Source organism: Ruegeria sp. CJ6, assembly GCF_056536665.1.
On record NZ_JBQFQB010000008.1, the window covers coordinates 62,094 to 79,773 of the forward strand.

A 17,680-nucleotide genomic window follows, 5' to 3' on the forward strand; every position below is an offset into this window, starting at 1 on the left:
GTCGCAACCAAGAAAAAAACAGATCCGCTGGAGTGAACATGCTGGGACTCGGAACGCTCGCCAAAAAGGTGTTCGGAACACCGAACGACCGCAAGATCAAGGCGGCCCGCCCGCTGGTCGAAAAGATCAATGCGCTGGAGCCGGAGTTCGAGATCCTGACCGACGATGGCCTGATCGAGAAAACCGCTGAGCTGCGCAAACGAGCGCTGGACGGTGAAAAGCTGGATGACTTGCTGCCGGAAGCATTTGCCAATGTCCGCGAAGGGGCCAAGCGCGCCCTGGGTCTTCGGGCCTTTGATGTGCAGTTGATGGGTGGTTTGTTCCTGCACCAGGGCAACATCTCGGAAATGAAAACGGGTGAAGGCAAAACCCTGGTCGCCACCTTCCCCGCCTATCTGAATGCTCTGACCGGCAAGGGCGTGCATGTGGTCACGGTGAACGAATACCTGGCCAAGCGCGACTCGGAATGGATGGGCAAGGTGTTTGCGTCCGTTGGCATGACGACCGGTGTGATCTGGTCGGGCCAACCGGATGCCGAGAAGATGGCGGCGTACAAGTGTGACATCACCTATGCCACAAATAATGAGTTGGGTTTTGACTATCTGCGCGACAACATGAAGGCCGATCTGGAACAGGTCTATCAGAAGCACCACAATTTCGCGATCGTCGACGAAGTCGACTCGATCCTGATTGATGAGGCGCGGACGCCGCTGATCATCTCGGGGCCGGCACAAGACCGATCGGACCTTTATACTGCCATCGATACCGTGATCCCGACGCTGCAGGACGATCATTACTCGCTCGATGAAAAAAGCCGCAGCGTGACGTTCACCGATGAAGGCAACGAGTTTTTGGAGCAGCAACTGCTTTCAGCGGGTCTGCTGCCCGAGGGGCATTCGCTGTACGACCCCGAAAGCACCACTGTAGTGCATCACGTCAATCAGGGCCTGCGCGCGCATAAACTGTTCCAACGTGACAAGGACTATATCGTTCGGGATGGCAATGTGGTGCTAATCGACGAATTCACCGGTCGGATGATGCCGGGCCGCCGCTTGTCGGAGGGTCTGCACCAAGCCATCGAAGCCAAGGAAGGCGTACAGATTCAGCCCGAGAATGTGACTCTGGCCAGCGTGACATTCCAGAACTATTTCCGCCTCTATGACAAGCTGTCCGGCATGACCGGCACTGCGCTGACCGAGGCGGAAGAATTTCAGGAAATCTATGGTTTGGGTGTGGTCGAGGTTCCGACCAACAAACCAATCGCGCGTGAGGACAAAGACGACCAGGTCTATCGCACGACAGCCGAAAAATACGGTGCCATTATTGAACAGGTTAAAAAGGCCGGTGAAAAAGGTCAGCCGGTTCTTGTCGGTACCACGTCGATCGAAAAGTCCGAAGTGATCAGCCAGATGCTGACTAAGGAGGGTATCGAGCACAATGTTCTGAACGCCCGTCAGCACGAACAGGAAGCCCAGATCGTCGCAGATGCCGGCCGTCTGGGTGCGGTGACCATCGCCACCAACATGGCGGGTCGCGGTACTGACATCCAGCTGGGCGGTAACGTTGAGATGAAGGTGCTACAGGCGCTGGCCGAAAACCCCGAGGCTGACCCGGCCGAGTTGCGTGCGGCAGAAGAAGCCAAGCACGCGGAAGAAAAGGAAAAGGTGCTGCAGGCCGGTGGTCTTTACGTAATGGCGTCCGAACGTCATGAAAGCCGCCGGATCGACAACCAGCTGCGAGGGCGTTCGGGACGCCAAGGTGACCCGGGCCGCACCGTGTTCTACCTGAGCCTGGAAGATGACCTGATGCGCATCTTCGGTTCGGAACGTCTGGACAAGGTCCTGACCACGCTGGGCATGAAAGAGGGCGAGGCAATCATTCACCCCTGGGTGAACAAATCGCTGGAACGGGCGCAATCCAAGGTCGAAGGTCGCAACTTTGACATGCGCAAAAACGTTCTGAAATTCGACGACGTGATGAACGATCAGCGGAAAGTCGTGTTCAGCCAGCGGCGTGAAATCATGTCAGCAGATGATCTGTCGGATGTCGTGTCCGATATGCGTGAGCAGGTGATCGACGATATGATCGACGAATTCATGCCGCCAAAATCATATGCAGATCAATGGGATACAGAAGGTCTGCACGAAGCGGTCAAAGAGAAGCTGACCATCGATGCGCCGGTTCAGGACTGGGCCGCCGAGGAAGGCGTAGATGACGAGCAAATCCGCGAACGTCTGATCAAGGCCGCCGATGAAATGATGGCGCAGAAGGCCGTGGCGTTTGGCCCGGAAAACATGCGCAACATCGAAAAGCAGGTTCTGCTGCAGACTATCGATGGCAAATGGCGCGAACATCTTTTGACGCTGGAACATCTGCGCTCGGTCGTGGGTTTCCGTGGCTATGCACAGCGCGACCCGCTGAACGAGTACAAGAACGAAAGCTTCCAGCTGTTCGAAGGGATGCTTGATTCCTTGCGCGAAACCGTCACTCAGCAATTGTCGCGCGTGCGCCCGCTGAGCGAAGAAGAACAGAAGGAAATGCTCGCGCAGATGGCAGCGCAACAGGCACAGGCGCAGAAAGCTGTGGATCAAGCTGCCGGGAATGCCGAGGCGATCGCCGAAGCCGAAGCGTCTGGTGACAGTCGTCCGGGTTTTGTTGAGGATGATCCTTCGACTTGGGGTAACCCGTCACGCAATGATCCTTGCCCCTGTGGCTCGGGGAAAAAATTCAAACATTGCCACGGCAGGTTGACTTAACGTCACCTGCTTTCCACCACAATGAGTCCGCCTCACGGCCACATATTGGCCTTGATTGGGAAGCAAATTGCGACTCGCTCCTTCAACTGGGGAGGGTGTCTTGTTTGTCATTAAGAACTACGTGACCACGGGCGGAACCGTTGCCTGCGCTCTGGCCATTGGATATTTGATGCAAAGCGGATCGGCGCAGCAACCCAATGCTGAGCCGAGCGGTGAACGCGTCGCTTCGATCTCGGAACAGGACTCGGACCTGACCGGACTGGAAAGCGTTGTCCTGACCTCTTCTTCCCCGACAGAAGCGCGTCCCAAGGATCTATCTCAATCCATACGCTCAGCGCCAGAAACCAGCCGTTTGCCTTCGAATTGCGATATGAGCGCGCGCGCCATGGCTGTGCCCGGCGCCAACGTACGGCTGCGGGTCAAGGCCCCCTGCCACGCCAATGAGACCATTGAGGTTCATCACAACGGGCTGGTTTTCAGCACCGAGACCGATGCGCTTGGCGGCTTGAACCTGACCATCCCGGCGCTGTCGGAATACGCTATTTTCCTGATCTCGCTGCCGGATGAGAAAGGCACCGTTGCGACGACGCATGTGCCCGAGATCAACAGCTTCAACCGGGTTGCCTTGCAGTGGCAGGGCGAAACCGATCTGCAGCTTCATGCGCTGGAATTCGGCGCAGGTTACGGGGAAGAAGGCCACGTGTGGTCCGGGTCCCAGACCGGCGGCGCGGGCTCGGTGATCCATCTGGGTCAGGGCGGTTCGGACGTCGCGCGCAATATCGAGGTTTATTCATACCCCATCGAGACCGCAACCGAGGCCGGAAGTATCACTCTGTCGGTTGAAACTGAGGTCACCGAAGCAAATTGCGGCAAGCCCCTAAGCGTGCAATCGTTGGAATGGCGCGCGGAACGGCTACGCTCACGCGACCTGTCGCTGGATATGCCCGGTTGTGAGGCAGCTGGCGATTTTCTGGTGTTGAATAATCTGTTCTCAGACCTGACAATCGCTGCCAAATAAAAGCAGCAGGCAGATCTACGGTTTCCAATGAACATTCTTCGTGCGGCGTTCGCCGCGCTTTTTGCCTTATCCTTGGCACAGAGCGTATTCGCGCAGGACATCACTTTGACCTCGCATGACGGCAAGGTAGAAGTGGTCGGCACCCTTCTTGGTTACGACGGTGAATTCTACCGTGTCGATACGCAATTCGGAGAGCTGACGGTCGATGGATCGGGGGTCACCTGCGACGGCCCAGCTTGCCCCAACCTGACGGATTTTGTGGCCGAAGTTCGGTTCGCTGGCTCATCAGTGATCGCCGAGACGCTGCTGCCCGCACTTGCACAGGGCTTTGCCATCGAGGAAGGGTTAACCCTGTCACAGCCCGAGGGCACCGGAGACCTGCGGGTCTACGCTCTGCATCACCCTGATCGGCAGGCGCCTTTGGCGAGGTTCATATTTCGTGCAACGGATACGGCTGACGGCTTTATCGATCTGGTTGAGAACACCGCAGATGTCGTGTTGGCGCAGCGGGAAATTCGATCAGACGAACTGGAGTTGACCAAAGCCGCCGGGCTCGGAGATCTGACGCATACCCGTCGGTCGCGCGTCTTGGCTCTGGATGCAATCGTGCCAATCGTGTCGGCCGACAATCCCGTGCGCCAGATATCGCTTGCTGATCTGGTGAAGGTTTTCACCGCCGAGGTCGCAAATTGGGGCGATCTCGGTGGGCCTGATGCGCCGATCTCTCTGCATCTGCCACAGGTCGGTTCCGGGCTGGATCAGGCGGTCGAGGATTTGCTGTTAGCACCTGCCAACGCACATATGACCGCTCAGATCACGCGCCACGATCGAAACAGCAATCTGGTGCGCACGGTCTCGAACGACCCGTTCGCGCTCGGCGTCGCCAGTCTTGCCGAGGCCGGGACTGTGCGCGCCCTGCCTCTGACCGGTGGGTGCGGACATGCCTTGCCGGCAACGCGGCAATCGGTCAAGACCGAAGATTATCCGCTGACCTCACCCATGTTTTTCTATTTGCCACAAAGACGATTGCCCAAAGTCGCGCGACAGTTTTTGGCCTATACCCAAAGCAGCGCCGCACAGATGGTCATCCGGCAAGCCGGATTTGTCGATCAATCCCTTGAAACAATCCAGGTTGGGCTGCAAGGCGATCGGCTGGCCAATGCGATCAGCACCGGTGGAGCTGAGGTCGGGTTGGAAGAGTTGCAGCGCATGATCGAAACCCTCCGTCCACTTTCGCGGCTATCTTTGTCATTTCGGTTCGAACCGGGGTCGTCGCGACCCGATGCTCAGTCCCGGTCAAACATCTTGAACCTTGCGCAAGCTTTGGAAAGCGGAACGTTGGAGGCGCGTCAATTGATCTTTGTTGGGTTTAGTGACGGCGAGGGCGCGGCGGTCGCAAATTCACGTATTGCCCTGCAGCGTGCCAAAACCGTCCGAAACGCAGTGCTGGCATCGGTCGAAACCAGCCTCCCCGACAGCATCGAAATCAGTGTCGAGGGCTTTGGCGAGGCCATGCCGATGGCCTGCGACGACACCGAATGGGGCCGCAAGGTGAATCGTCGGGTCGAAGTTTGGATCCGATAACCCTTACAAATAGCCTTGCGAGCGGAAACTCAGTTCAGCCGATTTCCCGATGATCAGGTGATCATGCAAAGTCAGCCCAAGGGCGGAACACGCATCCTGAATCCGGTTGGTCATATCGATATCCGACTGCGACGGCGTCGGATCACCGGATGGATGATTGTGGACCAGGATCAGAGCCGAGGCATTGAGTTCCAACGCCCGCTTCGCGACCTCTCGCGGATAGACCGGCACATGATCCACCGTGCCTTTGGCCTGCTCTTCATCCGCAATCAGCACATTCTTGCGATCTAGATAAAACACACGAAACTGCTCGATCTCGCGGTGCGCCATCGTGGTGTGACAATAGTCCAGAAGCGCATCCCACCCCGAGATCACATGCCGTTGCATCACCCGGGCACGCGCCATGCGATGGGCACAGGCCTCAAGGATTTTCAGATCGGTAATCACCGTGTCCCCAACGCCTTTGATCTGACGCAGCCGTTCCTCGGGTGCCGTCAACACACGATTGAAATCACCAAACTCTTCCATCAGTGCCCGAGCCAGCGGTTTCACATCCTGGCGCGGGATGGATCGGAACAGAGCAAGTTCCAGCAGTTCATAATCCGGCATCGCTGCTGATCCGCCAGACATGAACCTTTCGCGCAGCCGCTTGCGATGGTCTTTGATGTAGGAGGGTAACCGACCAACGGGCAGCGGCTGCGCCGGTGCTTCATCCGTATCGAACAGCATGGGGGCTTCGGCAAAGGCGTCTTGGGTCATAACACCACTCTGACGCAGAATCGGTTTCCGAAAAGTTAACGCGCCCTATCCCTGCCCGCCGGATCGGCAACAGACGGATCCCCTGTTTCATCTGGCCATAAATATCTCGGGGGAGTCGCCCAAAGGGCGATGGGGGCAGAGCCCCTGCTTAACCGTTTAACCCTTCATGCCATCCCAGAAGGACTTTACAGAAGAGAAAAAGCTTTTAGATTCCGGGTGATTATCTTCACCCAAATCGTCAAACTCACGCAGAAGTTCTTTCTGACGACTGGTCAGATTGACCGGAGTTTCCACGGCAAGTTCGATGAACATATCCCCGATGCCTCCGCCGCGCAGGGCGGGCATGCCTTTGCTACGCAGGCGCATCTGGCGGCCCGACTGGCTGCCGGCAGGAATCTGAACACGACCGCGACCACCGTCGATGGTCGGAACCTCGATCGAACCGCCAAGTGCTGCCTTGGCCATGCTGACTGGCACACGGCAATAGAGGTTCACGCTGTCACGTTCGAACAGCTTGTGCTCGGAAACTTCCACAAAAATATAGAGGTCACCCGGAGGACCACCACGCATTCCGGCCTCGCCCTCACCGGCCAGACGAATCCGAGTGCCGGTCTCGACACCGGCAGGGATGTTCACGGACAATGCGCGATCTTTTTCAACGCGCCCCGCACCTTGGCACGACTTACAAGGGTTCTTGATGATCTGACCCAAACCAGAGCAGGTCGGGCAGGTGCGCTCAACCGTGAAAAAGCCCTGTTGCGCGCGAACCTTGCCCATGCCGGAACAAGTCGGACATGCAGTAGGTTCAACTCCACCTTCGGCACCAGTTCCCTCGCAAGAGGAACAGGCCACAGCCGTAGGAACGTTTATGGTTTTCTGCAGGCCTGCATAAGCCTCTTCCAGCGTGACCCGCAGGTTATAGCGCAGGTCTGAACCGCGTGCGGCGCGACGGCCCCCGCCTGCCCCACGCTGGCCACCCATAAAGTCGCCGAACAGGTCGTCGAACACGTCAGAGAACGCGCTGGAGAAATCGCCCTGACCGAAGCCGCCACCGGGACGGCCGCCGCCACCGCCCATGCCGTTTTCAAACGCGGCGTGACCAAAGCGGTCATAAGCGGCTTTCTTTTCAGCATCGCGCAGAACATCGTAAGCCTCGTTGGCCTCTTTGAACTGCGCTTCGGCATCGGGGTTGTCCTTGTTGCGATCGGGATGCAGCTGTTTGGCTTTCGAGCGAAAGCCTTTCTTGATCTCATCCGCAGAAGCGCCCTTGGACACGCCGAGCACTTCGTAATAGTCGCGTTTGGACATCAGTATTTCCTTCTGCCTCAACGTAATCGGGCCGGCCCGGCAACCGGACCGGCCCAAATTGGCCCGGTTACCCGTTAGTTACGCTTGTCGTCGTCCAGATCTTCGAACTCGGCGTCGACAATGTCATCGTCACCCGGCGCGGCATCTGCGGCTGCGGGCTCATCTTCGCCCTCTTCCGCCTGTGCCTTATAGATCGCCTCACCCAGTTTCATGGCCGCTTCGGTCACGTTCTGGATGCCCGACTTGATCTTGTCGGCATTGTCCGTTTCCAGCTCATCCTTGAGCGCAGCAACGGCCAGCTCGATCGCTTCGACGGTCGACGGGTCGACCTTGTCGCCATGTTCCTCGATCGATTTCTCGGTCGCGTGAACAAGGCTTTCGGCCTGGTTCTTGGCTTCGACAAGCTCTTTGCGGGCCTTGTCCGCCTCGGCGTTTTCCTCGGCATCCTTGACCATCTTGTCGATATCTTCGTCCGACAGACCGCCCGAGGCCTGAATGGTGATCTTCTGCTCTTTGCCGGTGCCTTTGTCCTTGGCCGAAACCGAGACAATGCCGTTGGCGTCGATGTCAAAAGTCACCTCGATCTGAGGCATGCCGCGCGGTGCGGGTGGGATCTCTTCTAGATTGAACTGACCCAGGATCTTGTTGTCCGCAGCCATTTCGCGCTCACCCTGGAAACAGCGGATGGTCACGGCGTTTTGGTTATCCTCGGCGGTCGAGAAGACCTGAGACTTCTTGGTCGGAATGGTCGTGTTGCGGTCGATCAGTCGGGTGAATACGCCACCCAGCGTCTCGATGCCCAAGCTGAGCGGGGTCACGTCCAGCAGAACCACGTCTTTGACGTCGCCCTGCAGAACACCGGCCTGAATGGCGGCGCCCATGGCAACAACTTCGTCCGGGTTCACACCCTTGTGCGGCTCCTTACCGAAGAACTTGGTGACCTCTTCGATCACTTTCGGCATCCGGGTCATACCACCGACCAGAACAACCTCATCCACGTCGCCAGCCGACAGGCCTGCGTCTTTCAGGGCAGCCTGGCAAGGCTTCATCGACTTCTTAATCAGGTCGCCCACCAGCGATTCCAGCTTGGCACGGGTCAGTTTCATGACCATGTGCAGCGGTTGACCGTTCGAGCCCATCGAGATGAACGGCTGGTTAATCTCGGTCTGCGAGGTCGAGGACAGCTCGATCTTGGCTTTTTCAGCGGCTTCTTTCAGACGCTGCAGGGCCATCTTGTCGGCAGACAGGTCGACACCGTGTTCCTTTTTGAACTCATCCGCCAGGTAGTTGACGATGCGCATGTCAAAGTCTTCACCACCCAGGAAGGTATCGCCGTTGGTCGACTTCACCTCGAACAGGCCGTCGTCGATTTCCAGAATGGTTACGTCGAAAGTACCACCACCAAGGTCATAAACCGCGATGGTTTGGGTTTCTTCCTTGTCAAGACCATAGGCCAGAGCAGCCGCTGTCGGTTCGTTGATGATCCGCAGCACTTCCAGACCGGCAATTTTACCGGCGTCTTTGGTGGCCTGACGCTGTGCGTCGTTGAAGTATGCCGGAACGGTGATAACCGCCTGCGTGACTTCCTCACCCAGATAGCTTTCTGCGGTTTCCTTCATCTTGCCCAGAGTGAAGGCCGAGATCTGGCTTGGGGAGTACTTTTCACCGCGGGCTTCAACCCACGCGTCGCCATTGCCGCCATCAACGATGGCGTAGGGCACCATTTTCTTGTCTTTTTCGACTTCTGCATCATCCACACGACGACCGATCAGACGCTTGACGCCAAAGATCGTGTTGTCGGGGTTGGTGACCGCCTGACGTTTTGCAGGCTGACCGACCAGACGCTCATCTTCTGTAAAAGCGACGATCGAGGGCGTGGTCCGCGCCCCTTCGGCGTTTTCGATGACCTTCGGCTGCGAGCCGTCCATGATGGCCACACACGAGTTGGTGGTACCGAGGTCAATCCCGATTACTTTTCCCATATTTTCAATCCCTTTCCATTCAAGGCGATGTCCCGAGGGTTGGACCCGTTGCGGCATCCTGCCCCCGATTGATGTGCGCGACAGCACTACACCATCGCGCGTCGAGGCGTATATAAGGGCGAGAACAGGGGCCTGCAAGCGTTCAGAAACGCAGGTTTTCGGGAATCTGTGGCCTTTTTTGGCAAGGTTTTGGCAAGGTTTGGGGATTCTGGAATGGCGCGGCTGTTATTGCGCGGATTTGATATTCGGAAAGGCTATTTGGATGCGGCGGCGCAGTCGCATCTAGTTGACCTGCTTAGGCCGATTCTGAAAGTGGCACCGCTTTATCGGCCCGTGACACCTTCGGGCAAGGAAATGTCAGTGCGCATGACCTCGGCCGGGGTGCTGGGATGGGTCACTGACCGGGCGGGCTATCGGTATCAGGACACGCATCCAAAGGGCATGACATGGCCCGCGATTCCAGATGAGATTTTGACCATCTGGCAGGACCTGACCGGCGCGGATCGCCAGCCCGATTGCTGTCTGATCAACTATTACGGTGAAGGCGCCAAGATGGGCCTGCATCAGGACAAGGATGAGGCCGATTTCTCGTGGCCCGTGCTGTCGATTTCATTGGGCGATGACGCGCTGTTCCGTATCGGTAACACCACGCGGGGCGGCAAGACCGAGTCGATCTGGCTGAGCTCGGGCGATGTGGCGATCATGGGCGGCCCGGCACGCTTGACCTATCACGGGGTGGATCGCATCCGGTTTGGATCATCCAAACTTTTGCCAAAGGGCGGACGCATCAACCTGACTTTGAGAGTCGCAATGTGAAGTGCGATCCAATATCCGGGAACAGGTTTTCAGAATACAGCACGCACAGCAAATATCAGCGTCGCGCATCCCAGCTTTTCGAGACCTGCCTGCGGGTATAGAACTCACCCAGCAGGCCGATCATTGTTAAAACTATTCCGACCCAAAGCGCGTACTCCCAACTGGTGTTCCGGGGAAAATAATTTCGGAACACAAAACCACGACATTGATCGATGATGTGAAACAGTGGGTTCCAGGCAAACAAGGTCAGCATGAACCCACCTAGCGCGTTGCCAACGAACATCTTGCCCGAAAATATCATGTTCAATCGACGGTACACATTTTTCAGGATGCTTACCGTATTGGGAAACCAGGGTTTCAGCGCCAACAACACTAAACCGACCGAGCATCCCGTGAACCAGGCCAGCAAAAGCATCCCAAATGCACCGCCGGGCTCTTGGACCACAAGAGGCGAGACGGCTACGCTGTAGACGAACAGGATGACAAGGATCGAGATAAGCTGCGTATAAAGTATACCGAAGGCAGATGCTGACAACATCACCATCATTGTCATTGGCGAGTGCAGAGTCATCGGATTGTTGCCGGATCCAGCCCCGGCGATTGCAGTGACAGACTTGATATGCGTCAGGAACAAAAAAACTCCGGAGAGCAGGAACAAAACCATCTCGCCCCGGATTTTGGCCATGCCAGTCATTCGACCAATTAGCGTCATAAGTATATAAAACGCCGTCACCAGAAGGACGACCTGAACAATGTTGATCAGGATTGCCATCACCGCGTTGGAGTGCTGCGACCGGATATTGCGAACTACTGCATGGAATATCAGCTCGGCGGTGGTGAAAGCCCCGCCCAGCAATGACTGATTTCTCTTGAAGTGAAACACTCGAATACTCTTTCCTGCTATGTCAGCCGCAAATTGGCACGAAATTCTTGCTGTTCCGTATCCATCGCATCATAAGTCCGTGAGATGCCCTGATCAACAAACCACAGGAACGGAGCTTTTTTGTGACTTATGACGCGCTTATTCCCGTCATCCGGCGGCTGGCCTTGCAGGCAGGCGACAAGATCATGCAGATCTACGAAGCGGATGATTTCGACGTCAAGGTCAAGTCAGACTCAAGCCCAGTAACCGAGGCGGACGAGGCGGCGGATGCTTTGATCTCGGCCGGATTGCGCGAGGCTTTTCCAGATATCCTGCTGGTGACCGAGGAACAGGCAGCTTCGCATTCCGAAAAGAGTGATACCTTTCTGATCGTTGATCCTTTGGACGGCACCAAAGAGTTCATCAACCGACGGGGCGATTTCACGGTAAATATTGCTCTGGTCGAGAACGGCGTGCCGACGCGCGGTGTGGTTTACGCACCTGCGCGGGGGCGGATGTTCTATACGCAAGCCGATGGGCAAGCTGTCGAGGAAACCGGCGCACTGGACAAAGATCAGCCGGGTGTGTTGACGCCAATATCAATCTCTAAACCAAACAATTCGGCGCTGATGATCGTTGCATCCAAGTCGCATCGGGATCAGGCGACCGAGGATTACATCAACAAATATCAGGTGCGCGACAGCAAAAGTGCCGGGTCGTCGCTGAAGTTCTGTCTGGTGGCGACGGGAGAGGCCGACCTCTACCCCCGTGTTGGCCGCACCATGGAGTGGGACACCGCTGCGGGCCACGCGGTTCTGGCCGGTGCGGGCGGACATGTGGTGCGCTTTGACGACCATTCGCCGCTGACCTATGGCAAAGACGGCTATGCCAATCCATTTTTCATCGCCTATGCTCCAGGCGTTGAGCTGAAGGAAGCCTGATGTCAGTATTGATTGTCATTCCCGCGCGCTACGCTTCGACCCGCTATCCAGGCAAACCTCTGGTTCCGCTGACCGGGGCAAACGGAACCAGCATGACTCTGATCGAACGATCCTGGCGCGCTGCGATTTCCGTGTCAGGCGTAGATCGCGTGGTTGTGGCAACCGACGATGACCGTATCCGCGAAGTCTCAAAGGGATTTGGTGCCGAGGTGGTGATGACTTCAGACACCTGCCGCAACGGTACCGAACGCTGCGCCGAGGCGCACTCGGCTCTGGGTGGCGGTTATGACATCGTCGTCAACCTGCAAGGGGATGCGCCTTTGACCCCGCATTGGTTTGTTGAAGACCTGATCTCGGGTCTGCGCAACGCGCCAGATGCGGGTGTGGCCACCCCCGTGCTGCGCTGTGACGGGGACGCACTGAACGGATTACTGAACGATCGCAAGCAAGGCCGGGTCGGGGGCACTACAGCGGTGTTCGGCAATGACCACAGCGCGCTTTACTTCTCGAAAGAAGTGATCCCTTTCACAGCCGAGACCTATGCCAGCAGTGACCCGACACCGGTATTCCACCACGTCGGAGTTTATGCCTATCGGCCTGACGCTCTGACTGCTTATCCGGGCTGGACTAGCGGTCCGCTGGAGACACTGGAAGGGTTGGAACAGCTGCGCTTCATGGAAAACGGCCGCAAGGTTCTGTGTGTCGAAGTTGAAGCCAAAGGTCGTCAGTTCTGGGAGCTGAACAACCCGCAGGACGTGGCCAAGATCGAAGAAATGATGGCCGCTATGGGGCTTGAATGACAAATATTCTGGTTACAGGTGGCGCAGGTTATATCGGCTCTCATGCCTGCAAGGCACTGGCAAGGGCGGGGTATACGCCCGTAACCTATGACAATCTTGTCACCGGATGGCAGGACGCGGTGAAATTCGGCCCTTTCGAGCAGGGCGACCTGCTGGACCGCGCCCGGCTGGACGAAGTGTTCGCCAAATACCAACCCGCCGCCGTGATACATTTCGCCGCCCTCAGTCAGGTCGGCGAAGCGATGGTTGAGCCCGGAACGTATTGGTCGAACAATGTCACCGGTTCGCTGACACTGATACAGGCGGCTGTGGATGCGGGATGTTTGAACTTTATGTTCTCGTCGACCTGCGCCACCTATGGCGAACATGACAACGTTGTGCTGGACGAGAGCACTCAGCAGCAGCCATTGAATGCCTATGGTGCCTCGAAACGAGCGATCGAGGACATCTTACGTGATTTCCAAGCCGCATATGGCCTGAAGCACGTGATCTTCCGCTATTTCAACGTGGCCGGGGCCGACCCGGATGCCGAAGTTGGAGAGTTTCACCAACCAGAAACCCATCTGGTGCCGCTGATGCTGGACGCCATCGATGGCAAGCGGGGTGGCTTGACTGTATTCGGCACCGATTACGACACACCCGACGGCACCTGCATCCGCGATTATGTACACGTCTGTGATCTGGTCGATGCACATGTACTGGGGCTAAAGTGGCTAGAACAGGGCAAAGAAAGCCGCGTGTTCAATCTGGGCACCGGGTCGGGGTTTTCGGTGATGGAAATCATCGAGCATTCCAAAGCCGTCACCAACCGTGCGGTGCCGTATAGCATCGGCCCGCGCCGAGCCGGGGATTGCACGCGTCTAGTTTCAGGCTCGGTCCGAGCCAAGGAAGAGCTGGGCTGGACACCAAAAAGATCAACGTTAGAGACGATGATCACGGATGCCTGGCGTTGGCATCAGAATGGCAGCTATACCAAGTGAGGCTTGAGGATCAGCCGCTTACCTGGGTGCAGCGCTACAAGCTGCGCCTGAAACGCAAGCGGCTGTTGTGGCGATCTTTTCGCAGCCGCCATCAACTGAAGTCGTTGACTGACAACACGCAAAAGATCACGCCCAGCGCCATTCTGGCCTTTACTACGCTGCGGAATGAGATCAGCCGTCTGCCGTGGTTCTTTCACCATTATCGCACGCTGGGCGTTGATCATTTTCTGATGGTGGATAATGGCAGCGATGACGGCTCGGTCCCGTATTTGCTTAAACAGCCGGATGTGTCGCTGTGGCGGACTACGGCGAGCTATCGCGCGTCTCGGTTCGGGTTGGATTGGCTGACTTGGCTGCAGTGGAAATTTGGGCACGACCACTGGACGTTGATGGTCGACGCCGATGAGTTGGTGATCTACGCCCATCACAACACCCATACGCTGCGCGATTTGACCGCATGGCTGGACGCGCGCGGTCAAACCACGTTTGGGGCGATGATGCTGGATCTCTATCCCAAAGGTCGGCTGGGCAAGCAAAGTTATGATCCGCATTCCGATCCAACCGATTGCCTGAACTGGTTTGACCCCGGCCCCTATCGTGCCCAGCGCCAAAGGCCGATGGGCAACCTTTGGGTTCAGGGAGGCGTACGCGAGCGGGTGTTTTTTGCAGATCAGCCCCAAAAATCACCGACCCTGAACAAAATCCCTCTGACCCGGTGGTCACGGCATATGGCCTATGTGAATTCGTGCCATTCCGCGCTGCCCCGGTTCCTGAATTTTGAATATGACGGTCCGGGTGGGCAGACCGCCTCGGGCGTGTTGTTACACACGAAATTCCTGCCCGAGGTTGTCGACAAATCGCGGATCGAAAAACAGAGGCGGCAACATTTTCACGACCCCGATCGGTTCGGCGCCTATTATGACGGGATCATCAGCGGGCCTGATCTTTGGACTTCTGACTCGGTCAAACTAGGTGATTGGCAACAGTTACAAGACCTTGGGCTCATGAACGCGGGCGGATTTCCTGCCACAGGGGGGAAGTAAACCGGATTTAAACCCGTTGCCTCACAAGGTGCAGAGATGTCATAAAACGTTAATGTCCGGCACCACTCAGGCCTCAGGCGGCCCCGGGCAGACGCGCGTATCAAAAAAGGTTGGGCAGCCGCGTGAGCCTTTTGGATTCCTATCGCATGAGATTGCGGCGCAAGCGCCGCCTGCTGCGTTGCCTACGTCGGCGTCGGGATCTGAAAGCGGTGCAAGATAACACCAACAAGATCAAAGAAAACGACATCTTGTTGATGAGTGTGATGCGGAACGAAAAGATCCGCCTTCCCTATTTCTTAGACTACTATCGAAAGCTTGGCATCAATCACTTCCTGTGCGTGGACAACAACAGCGATGACGGCACCCACGAATACCTGAGCAGCCAGCCGGACGTTTCGCTGTGGTGGACGGATGTAGGTTACAAGAATGCGACCTTTGGTCTGGATTGGTCCAACTACCTGCTGCGCCGCTATGCGCATAAGCACTGGGTTCTGACGGTCGATCCGGATGAATTCTTTATCTATCCTTTTTGCGATACCCGCCCGATCCGCGCCCTGACCGACTGGCTGGACGATACTGGTGTGCGCAGTTTCGGCACCATGCTGATCGACATGTATCCCGAAACCGGAATCATGGATGCGCCCTATCATGAGGGCCAGAACCCTTTTGAAGTCGCGCCTTGGTTCGATTCAGGCAACTTCATGATTACCCGCAACCCGACCTATGGGAATCTGTGGATTCAAGGCGGTGCACGCGCACGGGTTTTCTTTCAGAACAATCCCCTGAAGGCTCCGGCCCTGAACAAGATACCTCTTGTGAAATGGCACCGGCGCTACGCCTATGTCAGCTCAACCCACGCCTTGCTGCCGCGCGGGCTCAATCAGGTCTATGAAGAGCAGGGCGGTGAAAAAACCAGCGGAGCGCTGCTGCATGCAAAGCTGATCAATACGCTTGGGGAAAAAGCTAAAGAAGAGTTGCTGCGCGGACAGCACTATGCTGCGTCGGGCGAGTACAAGGCTTATGCCAAGCAGTTAGAGGATAATCCGGTTTTCTGGAACAAATGGTCCGAGAAATACATCAACTGGCGACAGATTGAGATCCTCGGCCTGATGTCCAAGGGGAACTGGGCATGAGCACCTTGGGCATCGTAATGCTGGTGCACACCGCGCTGGATCGGGTTGAGCAGGTGGCACGCCATTGGGCCGCCTCGGGCTGTCCTGTGGTCATTCATGTAGATCAGAAAGTCGGCGATCCGGCTTATTCCGATTTTGTCGCCGCTTGTTCGGATGAACCGCTGATCCTGTTTTCAAAACGCCATGTCTGTGAATGGGGCGGCTGGGGTATTGTCGCCGCATCACAATCCGCCGCATCGCTTATGTTGGAGAAGTTTCCGAACGTCCGGCATGTATATCTGTCTTCAGGCGCGTGTCTGCCGCTGCGTCCGGTCGCTGATCTGATCGACTATTTGGCCGACCGACCCCGTGTCGATTTCATCGAAAGCGCCACCACGCGCGACGTGAGCTGGACGATCGGCGGCCTGGACCTGGAGCGTTTCACCCTGCGGTTCCCCTTCTCATGGCGCAGGCAACGAAAACTGTTTGACAATTACGTGCGATTGCAACGCGCCCTCGGTCTGCGCCGCAGAATTCCAGACGGTCTGGTGCCCCATATGGGCAGCCAGTGGTGGTGTCTGACCCGCCAAACCTTGTCGGCCATTCTTCAGGATCCTAAGCGCGCCGAATATGATCGCTATTTCCGCCAGGTCTGGATTCCCGATGAAAGCTATTTTCAGACACTGGCACGGCTCTATTCCACCCATATCGAAAGCCGATCGCTGACTCTGTCGAAGTTCGACCATCAAGGTCGGCCGCACATGTTCTACGACGATCACCTACAATTGCTGCGCCGGTCCGACTGTTTCGTGGCGCGCAAAGTCTGGCACAGCGCGAACCGGTTGTATCAGACCTTCCTGACCGACCACGAAGGCGCACTGACCCCGGCCGAGCCCAACCCCGGCAAGATCGACCGGGTGTTTTCCAAAGCGGTCGAGCGGCGCGTTCGCGGTCGTGATGGTCTTTATATGCAAAGCCGCTTCCCTCGCGCGGCTACGGAGCGCAGCCTGACAGCCTTTCCCTATTCGGTGTTTCAAGGCTTTACCGAGTTGTTCGAGGATTTCGAACCTTGGCTGACAAACGCCATCGGCGGGCGGGTGCATGGGCACCTGTTCGGTCCCGAACGGGCGCAATTTGCCGAAGATGAGACGATCATCAACGGTGCGCTCAGCGATTGCGCCACGCTACGCGACTATAACCCCTCGGCCTTTCTGTCGAACCTCATCTGGAATACACGAGGCGAGCGTCAGTGCTTTCAATTCGGGCCAACGGATATTCAGAAAATCAATGAATTCCTGACGCAAGACCAGAATGCACATATTGCGGTCATCTCGGGGGCCTGGGCGGTTCCATTGTTTCGTTCGAACCTGAATTTTGCCGATATCCGGTGCGAAGCTGCCCGCCTACAACAGATCGAAAGCAAACAGCTCAAGCTGCTGGATGCCGCTCGGGCAAAGACGCGCATTCGAATATGGACAATGGCAGAGTTTGTGGAATCCCCCATGGAACAACTGCAGACCGTTCTGGAGGACATGGGCGCGCCCAAACCCACGCATCTGACCGAGGCACCGACGATGGTCGATCTGACCGGGTTCGGAAAGTTCCTGCAAAACCTCAAGAACCAAGGGATGCATCCCTATCTGATGGGGGATTTCCCTGTGAATGACGTGTTTGGCGCACAGTCCAAATCGTTCAAGAAGCCCTATTTGGTGCAGTAAC

At 56.8% G+C, this 17,680-nt stretch carries 14 protein-coding genes; 10 read left to right on the plus strand and 4 right to left on the minus strand.

The window, feature by feature from the left end; translation table 11 throughout:
- Positions 1 to 38 precede the first annotated feature (38 nt).
- The 3 genes from secA to ACR0BT_RS19125 all read left to right on the plus strand — a co-directional run bounded on the left by secA (position 39) and on the right by ACR0BT_RS19125 (position 5,358).
- Complete coding sequence (secA, locus tag ACR0BT_RS19115) at positions 39 to 2,756, plus strand: preprotein translocase subunit SecA (protein ID WP_170426291.1); 2,718 nt, start codon at positions 39 to 41, stop codon at positions 2,754 to 2,756.
- 100 nt (positions 2,757 to 2,856) lie between these two features.
- Positions 2,857 to 3,774: a hypothetical protein gene (locus ACR0BT_RS19120; protein ID WP_480763843.1), complete on the plus strand. Its 918-nt coding sequence runs from the start codon at positions 2,857 to 2,859 to the stop codon at positions 3,772 to 3,774.
- Positions 3,775 to 3,801: 27 nt separating this feature from the next.
- Positions 3,802 to 5,358: a phosphate ABC transporter substrate-binding/OmpA family protein gene (locus ACR0BT_RS19125; RefSeq protein WP_480763844.1), complete on the plus strand. Its 1,557-nt coding sequence runs from the start codon at positions 3,802 to 3,804 to the stop codon at positions 5,356 to 5,358.
- A gap of 3 nt (positions 5,359 to 5,361) precedes the next feature.
- On the opposite strand, the gene radC is transcribed toward ACR0BT_RS19125, so the two are convergent.
- The 3 genes from radC to dnaK all read right to left on the minus strand — a co-directional run bounded on the left by radC (position 5,362) and on the right by dnaK (position 9,407).
- Positions 5,362 to 6,117 (minus strand): RadC family protein, encoded by a 756-nt coding sequence (gene radC, locus ACR0BT_RS19130; protein WP_170399305.1) that lies wholly within the window; start codon positions 6,115 to 6,117, stop codon positions 5,362 to 5,364.
- A gap of 156 nt (positions 6,118 to 6,273) precedes the next feature.
- The gene (dnaJ, locus tag ACR0BT_RS19135; RefSeq protein ID WP_170408772.1) at positions 6,274 to 7,425 is read right to left on the minus strand and encodes a molecular chaperone DnaJ; all 1,152 of its coding nucleotides are present in this window, start codon (positions 7,423 to 7,425) and stop codon (positions 6,274 to 6,276) included.
- Positions 7,426 to 7,499: 74 nt separating this feature from the next.
- On the minus strand, positions 7,500 to 9,407 hold the full coding sequence (gene dnaK, locus ACR0BT_RS19140; protein WP_170399312.1) for a molecular chaperone DnaK: 1,908 nt from the start codon (positions 9,405 to 9,407) through the stop codon (positions 7,500 to 7,502).
- Positions 9,408 to 9,620: 213 nt separating this feature from the next.
- On the opposite strand from dnaK, the gene ACR0BT_RS19145 reads away from it, so the two are divergent.
- On the plus strand, positions 9,621 to 10,223 hold the full coding sequence (locus tag ACR0BT_RS19145; protein WP_480763846.1) for an alpha-ketoglutarate-dependent dioxygenase AlkB family protein: 603 nt from the start codon (positions 9,621 to 9,623) through the stop codon (positions 10,221 to 10,223).
- A gap of 55 nt (positions 10,224 to 10,278) precedes the next feature.
- Here the strand turns inward: ACR0BT_RS19145 and ACR0BT_RS19150 are convergent, their stop codons facing one another.
- The gene (locus tag ACR0BT_RS19150; RefSeq protein ID WP_480763847.1) at positions 10,279 to 11,106 is read right to left on the minus strand and encodes an ABC transporter permease; all 828 of its coding nucleotides are present in this window, start codon (positions 11,104 to 11,106) and stop codon (positions 10,279 to 10,281) included.
- 122 nt (positions 11,107 to 11,228) lie between these two features.
- Between ACR0BT_RS19150 and cysQ the strand changes: the two genes are divergently transcribed.
- From cysQ to ACR0BT_RS19180, 6 genes are all read left to right on the plus strand, one after another.
- The gene (gene cysQ, locus ACR0BT_RS19155; protein WP_480763848.1) at positions 11,229 to 12,026 is read left to right on the plus strand and encodes a 3'(2'),5'-bisphosphate nucleotidase CysQ; all 798 of its coding nucleotides are present in this window, start codon (positions 11,229 to 11,231) and stop codon (positions 12,024 to 12,026) included.
- Positions 12,026 to 12,826: a 3-deoxy-manno-octulosonate cytidylyltransferase gene (locus ACR0BT_RS19160; protein WP_480763849.1), complete on the plus strand. Its 801-nt coding sequence runs from the start codon at positions 12,026 to 12,028 to the stop codon at positions 12,824 to 12,826. The genes cysQ and ACR0BT_RS19160 overlap by 1 nt, the downstream gene beginning before the upstream one ends.
- Positions 12,823 to 13,806, plus strand: a complete 984-nt coding sequence (gene galE / locus ACR0BT_RS19165) for a UDP-glucose 4-epimerase GalE (RefSeq protein WP_480763850.1) — start codon at positions 12,823 to 12,825, stop codon at positions 13,804 to 13,806. Before ACR0BT_RS19160 ends, galE begins: the two co-directional genes overlap by 4 nt.
- Before the next feature lie 26 nt (positions 13,807 to 13,832).
- Complete coding sequence (locus ACR0BT_RS19170; RefSeq protein WP_480763851.1) at positions 13,833 to 14,849, plus strand: glycosyltransferase family 2 protein; 1,017 nt, start codon at positions 13,833 to 13,835, stop codon at positions 14,847 to 14,849.
- Positions 14,850 to 14,995: 146 nt separating this feature from the next.
- Entirely contained in the window at positions 14,996 to 15,982 is a 987-nt protein-coding gene (locus ACR0BT_RS19175; RefSeq protein ID WP_170408823.1) for a glycosyltransferase family 2 protein, read from the plus strand.
- Positions 15,979 to 17,679, plus strand: coding sequence for a DUF5927 domain-containing protein (locus ACR0BT_RS19180; protein ID WP_480763852.1), 1,701 nt, complete (start codon positions 15,979 to 15,981; stop codon positions 17,677 to 17,679). The genes ACR0BT_RS19175 and ACR0BT_RS19180 overlap by 4 nt, the downstream gene beginning before the upstream one ends.
- The last annotated feature ends 1 nt before the right edge of the window (position 17,680 follow it).

Bases quoted from the DNA above. Each gene is read 5' to 3' on its own strand.
- ACR0BT_RS19125 (WP_480763844.1), top strand. From the start codon at position 3,802: ATGAACATTCTTCGTGCGGCGTTCGCCGCGCTTTTTGCCTTATCCTTG.
- ACR0BT_RS19160 (WP_480763849.1), top strand. From the start codon at position 12,026: ATGTCAGTATTGATTGTCATTCCCGCGCGCTACGCTTCGACCCGCTAT.
- galE (WP_480763850.1), top strand. From the start codon at position 12,823: ATGACAAATATTCTGGTTACAGGTGGCGCAGGTTATATCGGCTCTCAT.
- dnaJ (WP_170408772.1), bottom strand. From the start codon at position 7,425: ATGTCCAAACGCGACTATTACGAAGTGCTCGGCGTGTCCAAGGGCGCT.
- ACR0BT_RS19145 (WP_480763846.1), top strand. From the start codon at position 9,621: ATGGCGCGGCTGTTATTGCGCGGATTTGATATTCGGAAAGGCTATTTG.
- dnaK (WP_170399312.1), bottom strand. From the start codon at position 9,407: ATGGGAAAAGTAATCGGGATTGACCTCGGTACCACCAACTCGTGTGTG.
- radC (WP_170399305.1), bottom strand. From the start codon at position 6,117: ATGACCCAAGACGCCTTTGCCGAAGCCCCCATGCTGTTCGATACGGAT.
- secA (WP_170426291.1), top strand. From the start codon at position 39: ATGCTGGGACTCGGAACGCTCGCCAAAAAGGTGTTCGGAACACCGAAC.
- ACR0BT_RS19180 (WP_480763852.1), top strand. From the start codon at position 15,979: ATGAGCACCTTGGGCATCGTAATGCTGGTGCACACCGCGCTGGATCGG.
- ACR0BT_RS19175 (WP_170408823.1), top strand. From the start codon at position 14,996: ATGAGATTGCGGCGCAAGCGCCGCCTGCTGCGTTGCCTACGTCGGCGT.